The 13,095-nt window shown below is 41.7% G+C and carries 9 protein-coding genes and 1 pseudogene; 2 read left to right on the top strand and 8 right to left on the bottom strand.

The features are described from left to right. Nucleotides 1-102 precede the first annotated feature (102 nt). From BGC07_RS20650 to trxA, 3 genes and pseudogenes are all read right to left on the bottom strand, one after another. Complete coding sequence (locus BGC07_RS20650) at nucleotides 103-240, bottom strand: hypothetical protein (RefSeq protein ID WP_158006908.1); 138 nt, start codon at nucleotides 238-240, stop codon at nucleotides 103-105. Nucleotides 241-328: 88 nt separating this feature from the next. Next, a pseudogene (gene rho, locus BGC07_RS09750) lies at nucleotides 329-1,590 on the bottom strand (transcription termination factor Rho). A 192-nt stretch (nucleotides 1,591-1,782) separates the two neighbouring features. Then, the gene (gene trxA / locus BGC07_RS09745; RefSeq protein WP_069312945.1) at nucleotides 1,783-2,115 is read right to left on the bottom strand and encodes a thioredoxin TrxA; all 333 of its coding nucleotides are present in this window, start codon (nucleotides 2,113-2,115) and stop codon (nucleotides 1,783-1,785) included. Nucleotides 2,116-2,313: 198 nt separating this feature from the next. On the opposite strand from trxA, the gene BGC07_RS09740 reads away from it, so the two are divergent. Continuing rightward, on the top strand, nucleotides 2,314-3,240 hold the full coding sequence (locus BGC07_RS09740) for a Ppx/GppA phosphatase family protein (RefSeq protein WP_069312944.1): 927 nt from the start codon (nucleotides 2,314-2,316) through the stop codon (nucleotides 3,238-3,240). 7 nt (nucleotides 3,241-3,247) lie between these two features. Here the strand turns inward: BGC07_RS09740 and ppk1 are convergent, their stop codons facing one another. Both ppk1 and hemB read right to left on the bottom strand, forming a co-directional pair. Continuing rightward, nucleotides 3,248-5,338, bottom strand: a complete 2,091-nt coding sequence (gene ppk1 / locus BGC07_RS09735; protein ID WP_069312943.1) for a polyphosphate kinase 1 — start codon at nucleotides 5,336-5,338, stop codon at nucleotides 3,248-3,250. Beyond that, entirely contained in the window at nucleotides 5,320-6,315 is a 996-nt protein-coding gene (gene hemB / locus BGC07_RS09730) for a porphobilinogen synthase (protein WP_069312942.1), read from the bottom strand. The genes ppk1 and hemB overlap by 19 nt, the downstream gene beginning before the upstream one ends. A gap of 461 nt (nucleotides 6,316-6,776) precedes the next feature. On the opposite strand from hemB, the gene BGC07_RS09725 reads away from it, so the two are divergent. Continuing rightward, nucleotides 6,777-8,348 carry an APC family permease gene (locus tag BGC07_RS09725; RefSeq protein ID WP_069312941.1) on the top strand — a complete coding sequence of 524 codons (1,572 nt, stop codon included), beginning with the start codon at nucleotides 6,777-6,779 and terminating at the stop codon, nucleotides 8,346-8,348. Between the two features lie 110 nt (nucleotides 8,349-8,458). Here BGC07_RS09725 and glnA read toward each other — a convergent pair whose 3' ends face one another. The 3 genes from glnA to BGC07_RS09710 all read right to left on the bottom strand — a co-directional run. Then, the gene (gene glnA, locus BGC07_RS09720) at nucleotides 8,459-9,868 is read right to left on the bottom strand and encodes a glutamate--ammonia ligase (protein WP_069312940.1); all 1,410 of its coding nucleotides are present in this window, start codon (nucleotides 9,866-9,868) and stop codon (nucleotides 8,459-8,461) included. Between the two features lie 47 nt (nucleotides 9,869-9,915). Next, the gene (locus tag BGC07_RS09715) at nucleotides 9,916-11,043 is read right to left on the bottom strand and encodes a cation diffusion facilitator family transporter (protein WP_069312939.1); all 1,128 of its coding nucleotides are present in this window, start codon (nucleotides 11,041-11,043) and stop codon (nucleotides 9,916-9,918) included. Nucleotides 11,044-11,953: 910 nt separating this feature from the next. Further along, a partial coding sequence (locus BGC07_RS09710; protein ID WP_158006907.1) for a PP2C family protein-serine/threonine phosphatase occupies nucleotides 11,954-13,095 on the bottom strand: 1,142 nt, incomplete at its 5' end.

Below are 13,095 nucleotides of genomic sequence, written 5' to 3'. Positions count from 1 at the left end.
TTTTTTTTCCGGCATGAGGTCCAAAGCCCCGGATTACGTGGCTTACCGTTTTGAAAAGCCGTAATGTTCAAAGCAATCTCATCATCAAACCTTAACCCGTTGCTATACCCTCGCAAGCAAAATGCGTGAGAAACAAGCAATTAAGAGATGCCTGACAACAGTAGGTTCGCTAAAAGCCGTTACCGCTCCAGAAAATTGCTTTTTTTCAAAAAATTCAAAAAATTTTTCTAATTCTGACATAATCTACACCTTCTACACGAACACATAATAATAAAAAAGGCGACCCTATGGCCGCCTTCTCAAGCATATACGAATGAAGCATTAAAAATTACTGGCGCTTCATCGCATCAAAAAAGCTCATTATTTGTCTTAGTATCTTTCATCCTATCAATCAAGAATTCAATCGCGGCAAGCTCATCCATCGGGTGAAGAATCTTGCGTAGGATCCACATTTTCTGTAATTCAGCAGCCTGAACCAATAACTCTTCGCGACGCGTTCCTGACTTATTAATATTAATCGCAGGGTATACACGTTTTTTCAGAAACACGACGTTCAAGGTGAAGCTCCATATTACCAGTTCCCTTAAACTCTTCAAAGATGACCTCGTCCATCTTAGAACCCGTTTCCACCAGAGCCGTGGCCAAAATCGTTAAACTTCCGCCTTCTTCAATATTACGAGCCGCGCCAAAGAACCTCTTTGGACGTTGTAGCGCGTTTGCATCCACGCCACCGGTTAATACCTTCCCTGAAGAAGGTGCAACGGTATTATAAGCACGTGCTAAACGAGTAATTGAGTCTAATAGAATCACTACATCTTGCTTATGCTCAACAAGACGCTTGGCTTTTTCAATGACCATCTCAGCCACTTGAACATGACGGTTTGCAGGCTCATCAAACGTTGAGGCAACCACTTCACCTCTTACTGTGCGCGCCATTTCGGTCACTTCCTCAGGGCGCTCATCGATCAGTAAGACAATCAAATAACACTCTGGATAATTTTGAGCAATCGCCTGAGCGATGCTTTGTAGCATCATCGTCTTACCCGCTTTCGGCGGAGAAACGATCAAACCACGCTGACCTTTACCAAAGGGTGAGACCAAATCAACAATCCGTGAGGTAATATCCTGGGTACTGCCATTACCACATTCCATCACCATGCGCTCAGAGGCAAAAACAGGCGTTAAGTTTTCAAAAAGTACTTTGTGACGCGCATTTTCAGGCGGCTCAAAGTTAATTGTATCCACTTTGAGCAAAGCAAAATAACGTTCGCCCTCTTTAGGAGGACGAATCTTCCCAGCAACCGTATCCCCGGTTCTTAAGCCAAAACGACGAATTTGACTCGGCGAAACATAGATATCATCAGGGCCAGCAAGATAAGAACCATCTGAGGAACGCAAAAAACCAAAGCCATCTGGCAAAATTTCTAAGACACCATCACCAAATATATCTTCGCCATTTTTAGCATGGCCTTTTAGTATAGAAAAGATAACGTCTTGTTTGCGTGCACGGGTAATATTATCTATTCCCATTTGTTGTGCAATTTCCATAGCTTCCGCTGCGGATTTTCTCTTAAGTTCGGTAAGATTCATAAGCTTGATTGTGGATTCTCGATTAATTTAAAAATAAAGTAGGTAAGGATAATTCAGACTGTTGCTTTGATTATAGATGATTTTTTTAGTCTAAGTGCTAAGGTGTCTTGGGGTTAAATTATGGATCTTAATATTTCACTTGAATATGTCAGGAAGACCCCCAACATCAAGACACCTCGAATACTATGCGATTTAGATATTGCTGTCAACAAAAGATGTGAGCTGGGCTTTGTTTAAGGCCCCAACCTTAGTTGCTACGACGGTACCACCTTTGACCAATAATAATGTTGGAATACCACGAACACCGTACTTCGATGGTGTTTGCTGATTTTCATCAACATTGACTTTAGCAACCTTTACCTTGCCTTCATATTGGCTTGCAATTTCTTCTAATACTGGCGATAGTGCTTTACACGGGCCACACCAACTCGCCCAAAAGTCAACTAAAACCGGAGTATTAGTACTCGCTTGTAGAACTTCTGCATCAAAATCACCATCGGTGACATCTAAAATATTCTCGCTCATTCTTTAAAACTCATTTATCAAACATTGTCGATATTCTATCATTGCCTTGCTCAAAGCAAAAGACAATACAATCGGCTTCATTGCCGTGGTTGCATTGTGAGACAGTTTTTCTTCTTTTGCAAGCTTGCTGTTTACTCAAGTTCCTCGTAGAGTGAAATTATTATGATTTAAATTTAGCCACTAACCCAGAAACAAAATATGAAGCAACCAGTTAATACCATCGCCGCCATCGACTTAGGGACCAACAGTTTTCACCTACTCATCGCTTCAGCAGTGAATCAATCAGGTAAGGTCAAGATTATCCAGCGCAGCCGTGAGCGTGTGCAACTTGGCACAGGCTTAACGGCAGACGGAAATTTAGATAAACCCGCACTCAAACGTGCCACTCAATGCCTAAAAAAGTTTAATAATGAACTTAATGCCGCAAAGGTTTTACAAGTCAAAGCCGTTGGCACCAGCGCACTTCGAGACGCGAAAAATAAGCAGGAGTTTCTCGATCAAGCCGAGCACGCCTTAGGCTATCCTATAGAGATTATTTCCGGCGAAGAAGAAGCCCGGCTGATTTACCTGGGTGTACTCTCTGGTTTTGAGCTTGACCAAGAGCGTTTAGTGATTGACATCGGCGGCGGTAGTACAGAGCTCATTGCCGGCTTTGGCAGCAATATTCATGCCCTCACCAGCTTAAACATCGGCTGCCTACGCTATAAAGAGCAGTTTTTTAAAGACGGTTTACTCAGTGAAGGCGCCTTTCTATCGGCAATCAACGCAGCGCATAAACAAATCGACTCTATTATTGACCAGTTTCATGGCTTAGACTGGCAAGGGGCTTGGGGAGCCTCAGGCACCATCCAATCTGTCGTTCAAGTCATTAAGCAATTAAAGCTGGCAGAAGCCATTGACCTAGATGCCTTACAACAACTTAAAGCGGTTGTACTAGAGCACTCTCATGTTGATGAACTTAAGTTCAAAGGCTTAAAACCTGAGCGTCGTGGCATTTTCCCAAGTGGCCTGGCGATATTAATCGCTATTTTCTCACGCTTGCCGATTAGCAATTTATCGTCAGCCAAAGGTGCACTTAGAGAAGGTTTAGTCCATATTTTACTCTCAGCCACCCAGAAAAATTAGCGAAAGACTAGCTGTATTTTTCGAGTAATTGCTGCTGAGCGCTGCGAGGTTCTTGTGAACGTGGCACACTGCGCGTATAACTCCCATCAGCGCTAAGCAGCCAACTTTGACTATTATCATTTAAATAAGTCGTCAAGCCATCGCTGATCACTTGCTGTTTTAATTTAGCATCTTGGATCGGAAAACAAACTTCCACACGACTAAATAAATTTCTTTCCATCCAATCAGCGCTAGAACAATAGACTTCCGTTTCACCGCCATTGCGAAAATAATAAATTCTGGAGTGCTCTAAGAAACGTCCAACGATAGACCTTACTTTAATATTATCAGACACGCCTTTAATCCCTGGACGCAAACAGCACACTCCACGGACAATCAGCTCAATCTCAACACCCGCTTGTGATGCGCGATAAAGCTCACGAATCAACTCTTGTTCAGTAAGTGCGTTCATTTTCGCGATAATTTTGCCAGGCTTGCCTTCTTTAACAAACTCAACTTCTCGTTGAATAAATTTAATCAATGTTTTATGCATCGTAAACGGTGATTGAATTAATTTTTTAAGCCGAGTTGTCTTGCCCATACCAGTTAACTGCTGAAACACACGGTGTACATCTTCAGCGAGGTCTTGGTCGTGAGAGCACAAGCTATAATCCGTATAGACTAGAGCGTTTTTCTCATGATAATTTCCAGTGCCGAGGTGAACATAATGCTTAAACTTACGACCTTCACGGCGAACGATCAGCGTCATTTTCGCGTGAGTCTTGTACCCAACCACACCATACACAACCAACGCGCCTGCCTGCTGTAATCGATTCGCTAAACTGATATTGTCCGCCTCATTAAAACGTGCGCGCAACTCTACTACTGCTGTTACCGCTTTACCTGCACGCGCCGCTTCAACCAGCGCATCCACCATCTTTGACTTCGCCTCAGAACGATAAAGCGTTTGCTTAATGACCATCACATTAGGATCGCGCGCCGCTTGCAACACTAAATCTGCAATCGGCTCAAATGACTCAAAGGGGTGTAATAATAAAATGTCTTTTTCGCTAACAACATCAAATAAATTTTTATTACGCAAACTCTTAGGCAGCAAAGGTACAAAAGGCGGGTAAGTCAAATCTGGTCGATTCAATAAATCCACAGCCGCCGATAAACTCAATAAAGTTGCAGGCCCGTGAATAAAATACAAATCATCTTCTGTAAGCGCGTATTGTTGCAATAAAAACGTCTGAATCTCTTTAGGACAATTTTCAGCGACTTCCAAGCGCACCGCCTCACCATAGCGACGAGAGAGCAATTCACCCTGCAGTGCATGGGCTAAGTCATCAACATCTTCTTCATCTAGAAATAAGTCACTATTACGGGTTAAGCGAAATGGATAACAACCGGTTGCTGTCATCCCTGGAAATAAATCACCGATATACGCTTGCACAATCGTCGATGAAAAAATCAAGCATTTTTTCTTATCATCTTCTTTATCAGGCAACTCGACTAATTGCGGCAACGCTCTTGGCACATGCACGATCGCCAAACCACTATCACGGCCGAATGCATCTTTACCCTCAAGAGAGACAATGAAATTCAAGCTCTTATTAACCAATCGTGGAAACGGGTGGGCATAATCCAGGCCAATCGGGCTAACAACGGGTAATATTTCATTTTTAAAATAGCGTTTTAACCACGCTTGTTTGCTTTCAGCCAAACCATCGATCTTAAAATAAAACTCGATATTTTCTTTAGCGAGCTCTGGAATGATTTCATCATAAAGCAAGCGGTATTGCTCTTTAACTAATTCATGTGTTTCTACACTGATATTTTTAATTAACTCTTGAGGCAATAGCCCTGAATCATTTTGGGCCTGTGATTTATAGCTTAAACGCTGCTTTACTCCAGCTACGCGAATTTCAAAAAATTCATCGAGATTACTTGTTGCAATACTTAAAAAGCGCAAACGTTCCAATAAAGGCACAGCTGCATCTGCCGCTTGCTGCACCACACGCCGGTTAAACTGAATAAAACTAAGCTCACGGTCTAAATAAAGCTCAGGATCATTCAAATCAACTTCTTTATTTTTTTTTAGCTTTCCTTCAGCCACTTCGCAATGTCCTTGGCGTAATAAGTAAAGATCATATCAGCACCTGCGCGTTTCATGCCAAGCACCGCTTCTAGCACTGTTTTTTGCTCATTTAGCCAACCCTTTTGGCTCGCTGCCTTGAGCATGGCATATTCACCACTGACCTGATAAACAGCGACAGGGACCCCAAATTCAGTTTTGACACGATGAACAATATCTAAGTAAGGCATGCCCGGCTTAACCATAATAATGTCCGCCCCCTCTTCTAAGTCTAGCTGAACCTCACGCAAAGCTTCATCGCTATTGGCCGGATTCATCTGATAAGTGCGCTTATCCGCTTGACCTAAATTCGTATTACTACCTACCGCCTCACGAAATGGCCCATAAAAATTCGATGCGTACTTCGCCGCATACGCCAAAATCCCCACATCGATAAAGCCAGCAGCCTCCAAACCCTCGCGTATACTTAAGGTTCGCCCATCCATCATATCCGAAGGAGCAACAATATCAGCGCCTGCATCAGCCAGACTCAGCGCTTGCATCGTCATGGCCTGCACACTTTCATCGTTTAAAATGCGACCTTGCTCATCTAAAATACCATCCTGACCATGCGAGGTATAAGGGTCAAGGGCCACATCCGGCATCACTCCCATTTTGGGAAAACGCACTTTAATTTCCCGAATCGCCCGCTGAGCTAAACCTTGCTCATTATAAGCCTCTGATCCATCATTGTTTTTCTTCTCTTGATCAATCTTAGCGTAAAGGTTAATCGCCCGCACCCCTAGAGCTTCCAGTGTTTCAATCTCATGCAATAACTCATCAATCGATAGGCGCTCCACCCCCGGCATTACCTCGACCGCCGTACGCTTTCTCGTCCCTTCTTGGATAAAAACCGGCAAAACTAGATCACTAGCCTTAACATGGTGCTCTTGAGTTAAATCACGACTAAATGCTTGCGTGCGCAAACGGCGTAATCGCGTATAAGGATAATTACTCATTGCTGTGCAACCTTTTCATTTTCTAAAATAAAGTCATCACAGCTATCTTAACAGCTTAGCCCCACATAAAGACAGCCCAAGAAAAACCGCAATAACAGCACAATAAATGCTTGCATCTAAGGCCCTTTAGGGTTAAATTGAGACTTCATGTAGTTAGGAAGTAATGATGAACATCACGCTGTTCTTACAATATTCCATTCAACACCCACTCGGGTTTAATACTCTGCGATTGCGTTAATCAACTTCTCTTCACGCCCGCTATTTGTTAGTTTTTATCAAACAGCACACATTAAGCTCTTTTTTAATACACTAAATCTACTCTTTAGGCTGCTGAAAAATAATGAAACAATACCACTTACTTAAGCTTCTAAAAGGCTTTATTACCATACGATTGCATAGCTTACCGGCTTAATTCACCTTTTCAATCGTATAGATCAAAAAACACTTTTATTGAGGCAACTATGAAGTTCAAACGCAATATATCCACTCTAGGCATGCTATTTACGGCACTTTCGGGAATCATCGGCTCCGGTTGGTTATTCGGCCCTTATTTCGCATCACAAATCGCAGGACCTGCTGCTATCTTCGGCTGGGCACTGGCCGGCGTGCTCATGATTATTATCGCTTTGAATTTTACTGAACTTGCCACCATGTACCCAGAAGCCGGTGGTCTTGCGCGCTTTGCTCATAAGAGTCATGGCCCTGTCGTTGGTTTTACCATGGCCTGGGTCGTCTGGATATCGTCGGTTATTGTCGCTCCCATTGAAACCCTTGCCGCCCTTCAGTACCTTGCGACTTATACACCTTCTCTTGTCAATAAAGTCGGCAACAGTCATGAGCTGAGCGCATTTGGTATATTCTGTGCGGCGATCATTATGTTGCTACTTTGCATCATCAATGCCATGGGAGTAAAATCAGCCGCGAAAACCAATACTGTTATTGTCTTCTTCAAATTTGCAATTCCCTTACTCACCGCCTTTATTCTCTTCACTCACAGTTTTCATAGCGTGAACTTTACCAGCCATCAGTTCATGCCATCAGGTGTACACGGTATTCTTGCCGCACTTCCCGCCTCCGGAATCGCCTTTTCATTTATGGGTTGGAGTGCTGCCATCCAAATGGCCGGTGAAGCGAAGAACCCACAGCGTTCGATTCCTATTGCCCTTATCGGTGCGATTTGTATCGGTATTATCATTTATTCGATTATTCAAACCGCCTTTATCGGCGCGCTCCCCGCAGACTCACTCAGCCATGGTTGGGCGCACCTCAGCTTTAAAGGTGATATGGGGCCATTTGCCGGTCTACTCGCAGCGGTCGGCCTGGGGGCCTTTGTCATTATGATCTATGCCGATGCCGTTTACTCACCGCTTGGTACAGTTCTGGTCTATACCACAGCCACTGCCCGCGTCACACATGCGCTGGCCAGTAACCGATATGTCCCACAATTTTTAACCAAACTCTCCAAGCGTGGCGTACCTGTTTATGCTCTAGCGATTAATTTTATCGTCGGCATGTGTTTTTTCCTACCTTTCCCAGGCTGGCAGTCTATGGCTGAATTTATCGTTTCGGCCTTTATTGTCTCTTATGCCATCGGCCCAACCGCACTTGCCGTACTACGTGAAACTCAACCGAACCAAAAACGCCCCTTCAAGCTTCCTGCCTATAAAGCGCTTTGTGTCCTTGCTTTTTATGTCTGCAACATGCTGCTGTTTTGGACAGGCTGGCACACGATTTCCAAGCTAATTTTTATCATCGCCATCGGTTATTGTGTGTACTTTAGCTACTTTAAATTCAGCAAACAGCAATTAGAAACAGGCGCACTTTTCAAAGCAATTTGGCTGATCCCCTATTTTATTGGCATTACCATTATTTCTTATTTAGGCTCTTATGGTGGCGGCCATAATATTCTTCACTTTGGTCTAGACTTTTTTATTATTGCTATCTTTAGCCTGGTTATTTTCATCCTCGCTTGCTGGTGTGGTATTAAACAACCTCACTTAAATACTAACCCACATTCTATACAGCAGGCATAACCCTCACTTACAAATAGTTATTAATTATCACCTAACAAAAAGCCCGGAGGTTATCCATCCGGGCTTTTTTATAACTTATTTTATTTATAGGTTAAAGCTAAGCGTTATAATTAAACACTGTAGTACATATCAAACTCAACGGGGTGTGTGGTCATGTTCAAGCGCTCAACATCACGCTTTTTAAGATCAATATAACTATCAATAAACGAGTCAGTAAAGACATCCCCTGCCGTTAAAAACTCACGATCTTGATCCAGAGCCTGTAAAGCCTCTTCTAAAGAGCTTGCGACATGAGGAATATTCTTGGTTTCTTCAGGCGGCAGATCATAAAGATCTTTATCCATAGGGTCACCTGGATGAATACGGTTTTTAATCCCATCAAGCCCTGCCATCAACATCGCCGCAAAGGCCAAATAGGGATTCGCTGTTGGATCAGGGAAACGCACTTCAATCCGACGTGCCTTGTCACTCATCACATGAGGAATACGAATCGACGCCGAACGATTGCGTGCAGAATAAGCCAACAATACCGGTGCTTCAAAACCGGGTACTAAGCGCTTATAACTATTTGTACTCGCATTAGTAAAGGCATTTAGAGCTTTGGCATGCTTAATAATACCGCCGATATAAAATAATGCTTCTTCAGACATACCGCCATACTGATTACCAGCGAAAATATTCTGGCCATTTTTGCTCAAAGACTGATGACAATGCATGCCACTACCATTATCACCAACAATCGGCTTCGGCATGAAAGTCGCAGTTTGGCCATATTCATGGGCAACATTGTGAACGACATATTTTAAAATTTGTAACTCATCAGCTTTTAGCACCAAACTATTCGCACCGGTGGCGATTTCATTTTGATTCGCTGTTGCGACCTCATGGTGGTGCGCTTCTACCGTTAAGCCCATTTTTTCCATGACTTGACACATCGCAGAACGCACATCATGCGATGAATCCACCGGTGGCACCGGGAAATACCCGCCTTTTACCCGTGGACGGTGACCGATATTGCCATCATCAGAGCGCTTATCTGAATTCCAAGCACCTTCCTCAGAATCGACCGAGTAATGTGCGCCACGCATATCGATATTCCAGCGCACATCATCAAGCAAGAAAAACTCCGGCTCCGGACCAAATAAGCACCGATCAGCAATCCCGGTAGATTTTAGGTAAGACTCCGCACGTTTCGCAATCGAACGAGGATCACGCTCATAGCCTGCCATTAATGTCGGCTCTACAATATCACAACGAATATTTAAAGTTGCCTCATTACAAAACGGATCCAAAACGGCAGTTGACGCATCCGGCATTAAAATCATGTCAGATTCATCAATGCCTTTCCAACCTGCGATAGATGAGCCATCAAACATTTTACCGATTTCGAAAAACTCTTCATCGACTGCACTTGCTGGAATAGAAACGTGTTGCTCTTTTCCTAAAGTGTCAGTAAATCGTAGATCAACAAACTTTACGCTATGATCTTTTATTGTGGCTAATACTGCTTCTAACGACATGCTGGTTCACTCCTACCTTCAGTTTTTATAAGTAAATATGCAAGTCATTACGTCTTTACAAAAACTCGTAATTCCTGCACATCAGGATAACTTGATACACTGTCTTTTAGCTGAGCAATCGATGCATCAGCGCCCTTTATCGCCCTGTTAGGCAAATACAGGTCAATAATGACCTTCTCCTGTAAATAATGCAACATGAACTCAATCGGCTGATTAAGGCCAAGAATACTTTGCCATGTTTGCATTAAATCTCGATTAATTTGATCGCGGCTCAATAATTTTGCAATTTTTGGCTCATGGGAGTGCTCTTCGACATCAACATGCACCGTCACATCACGAATTTGTTCAAACTGCTCTGCTAACGCAGCACGCACTTGCTCAGCAATAAAGTGGCCCTCAGATGCACTGATATAAGGATTGATTAAAATATGTACATCGAGTAAGACATGATCGGCCATCTTACGCGTCCGCAAGTCATGCGCTGCAACCACATGCGGGACAGCACGAATAACTTTAGCAATTTGCTCGACCTCTTCTTCGGGCAAGGCAGTATCAACGAGCTCTTTTAACGCTCGCCATCCCCACTTTGCTCCCATTTTTATAATCATTAGGGCAACAATAATCGCAGCAATGGCATCTAAAAATGACCAGCCTAAGAATGCACCGATAATACCGATCAAGACAATAACAGAAGAGAGGGAGTCACTACGGCTATGCCACGCATTAGCGCGCAATAAATCCGAGCCAATTTGATTGGCAACCTTTAAGGTATAGTGGAATAGACCTTCATTGACGATGATAGAGATAATCGCCACAATTGCTGTATAATGATCTGGCCGCACATGGTCTCCCTGCATTAAGGAGTGAATCGCATCAGCACCTATACTCAGCCCCAAAGCAACCAAGAAAATACTTAAGACAACCGTTGCGACTGTTTCGATACGGCCATGACCATAAGGGTGGTCATCATCCGGTGCACTCATGCCATAACGAGCAACCATTAGTACAAAAAAATCACAAACTAAATCAGAAAAAGAATGAACTCCATCAGCAACGAGTGCATGGGAGCGACCGAATAAGCCAACAACGATCTTTAGCACGGCTAAAGAAAAGTTCAGTCCTGCGCCAACAAGAGTAACGCGCCGCCCAGCTTGATAACGGGCAGTGTCATTCATAAGAACCTCCTCAAGGTTTGCGTCATACTACCATTATCTTAAAAGAAGCGCTATGAATTATAAAAATTACACCCTCAAACAGCAATGCGAACAGTTCTTATTGGCAATGAGGTTCTTAAAAACACAACATATAAACAACTAGTTAAAACCCTTCCATACATTTAAAAAGCCAGATAGGAAAAACACCAAATAACAAAACTTTCCCTCCTGATCCAGGCTGTAAAAAGCTTTCCTAAAATAGTCTATATAAAATTTAAAATCATAGACAAGATCATAGCAAAGATAATCAAAGCAATGGCGGTCCAAATAAAATCAACAAACAAAGCTGCCAAGATAATTGCAACCCCCCAGCATAAACCCTCTTACTTTCTTTTCTCATACAAGCGAACACAATGAAAATAAAGGTAATAAGTGCAAGTGCCATAGATCCATATAGGGTTTTTCTAGGGAATAAAAAATCACTTATTCTAGAAAGAACAGCATTAATGACAATAAGATAAATGATAGATATGATAATTAGCAACGCACTATTTATATGTTTAACTCCACCTTCCCCTCAGCAGTGGTCTAACTAAAACTAAAGTCAAGACCTTCGATCACCCCAACTATATCAGCTTGCTTTTACAGTTCTACTCAATACGAAAACTCAAAAAATAATTTCAACCTCATCAACCACTCGCAAAGCAATAATAGACTGGCGCGTGAAAATCAACTAAATATATCATTTTAAATTTTAGTAATTTACCAAAATCGCCTGACATACTCCACTTACAACTACTGAACTCACATCCACCTTGACCACCGTTTGATAATGCATACAACGTTCCAAACTAGAAAGATTAAAACATTACAAAAAATATGTGAAAAAGCAATAGCCTATTAATGGGAGAATTTTATTCGGTAGTTGAGTTCAGATAATATCAAAATTATCTTTTTTACTCCTTACCCAAACAACTGTGCGGTCATCTTTATTTTTGTCATCATAGTTAAACTTAGCCACATCAGCAACTAACGCAGCAGCTAAGTCTGTAGCTGCCTCTCTATCACAGTCCTGAACAAAATTTATCAAACGGCTTTTGCCATATTGCTTGTTATTTTGAGCTGCTTCAGTAATTCCATCCGTATACAGTATAACTTCCTCATTTTTACAAAGCTGTAGCTGTGTTTCTGTATAACTTTGTTCAGCTAAAACACCTAAAACCAAATTGGAGTCACATAAAATTTCTTTAGCTTTTTGAGTTTCTGCCGAGTATAAAAGAGGCCGGTCATGTCCAGCATTTGCAAAAATACATGTCATGCTATTTGTATCAATTTTGCAGCATGTTGCAGTAATGAACATCGTTTCACTATTAAATTCACAAAGATAATTATTAAGCTCAATCAACAATTGTGCGGGATTCAATAATTGCCTCGACAATATTTTGAAACGCGCCAAAACAAATAGTGAAAATATTGAAGCAGCAACATCTTTACCTGATAAATCACCAACAAAAATATATATACTTTCTCCGACTCTATTAATAAAGTAGATATCGCCGCTAATCATATTTCCCTTGTCATAACAAGAAAAAATATCAAGACATTCACTAATTTCATCAAGCTCTTTGCTAGATTGTGATAAAAATGCGGATTGAATTCTAGAAGCTAATTGAATCTCAGTTTTGATATGCTCATTTTCTTTTTCTTTTTTAATCAAGTCAATCAATTCATTGCGCATACTCTCTATTGATTCGCTTAATTTATCAACTTCATAAATTCCTGATTTTATCGAAATATTATGACTCAAATCCCCACCTGCAATTTTGTTAACCTCTTCAACGATATATTCAATAGGCAAAGAAATATTTATTATTGCTTTTTTGACATATTTAATAAAAAATCTAGCTATAAATATAACAAAAAATATCACAACCAAAAATAACAAAGTTATTTTTAAAAATATTGGAATAAGGTTAATCTTTACTATAAAGTTTAAAGAGCTTTTCATAAAATGGATGTGGCTGTATAAGTTTCCATCTTTATAAACCCAGCTTTTTCTTCCTGGCTGCCCAT

Origin of the sequence: Piscirickettsia litoralis (assembly GCF_001720395.1) — a bacterium.
In the GTDB taxonomy this organism is placed as follows: Bacteria; Pseudomonadota; Gammaproteobacteria; order Piscirickettsiales; family Piscirickettsiaceae; genus Piscirickettsia; species Piscirickettsia litoralis.
The sequence above is the reverse complement of the archived record's forward strand: the minus strand, read 5'-3'. Positions and strand labels throughout refer to the sequence as shown.

What these genes read in the sequence shown, in the direction of transcription:
- BGC07_RS09725 (WP_069312941.1), top strand. Translation starts at nt 6,777, where the DNA reads ATGAAGTTCAAACGCAATATATCCACTCTAGGCATGCTATTTACGGCA.
- trxA (WP_069312945.1), bottom strand. Translation starts at nt 2,115, where the DNA reads ATGAGCGAGAATATTTTAGATGTCACCGATGGTGATTTTGATGCAGAA.
- hemB (WP_069312942.1), bottom strand. Translation starts at nt 6,315, where the DNA reads ATGAGTAATTATCCTTATACGCGATTACGCCGTTTGCGCACGCAAGCA.
- BGC07_RS09715 (WP_069312939.1), bottom strand. Translation starts at nt 11,043, where the DNA reads ATGAATGACACTGCCCGTTATCAAGCTGGGCGGCGCGTTACTCTTGTT.
- glnA (WP_069312940.1), bottom strand. Translation starts at nt 9,868, where the DNA reads ATGTCGTTAGAAGCAGTATTAGCCACAATAAAAGATCATAGCGTAAAG.
- BGC07_RS09740 (WP_069312944.1), top strand. Translation starts at nt 2,314, where the DNA reads ATGAAGCAACCAGTTAATACCATCGCCGCCATCGACTTAGGGACCAAC.
- BGC07_RS20650 (WP_158006908.1), bottom strand. Translation starts at nt 240, where the DNA reads ATGTCAGAATTAGAAAAATTTTTTGAATTTTTTGAAAAAAAGCAATTT.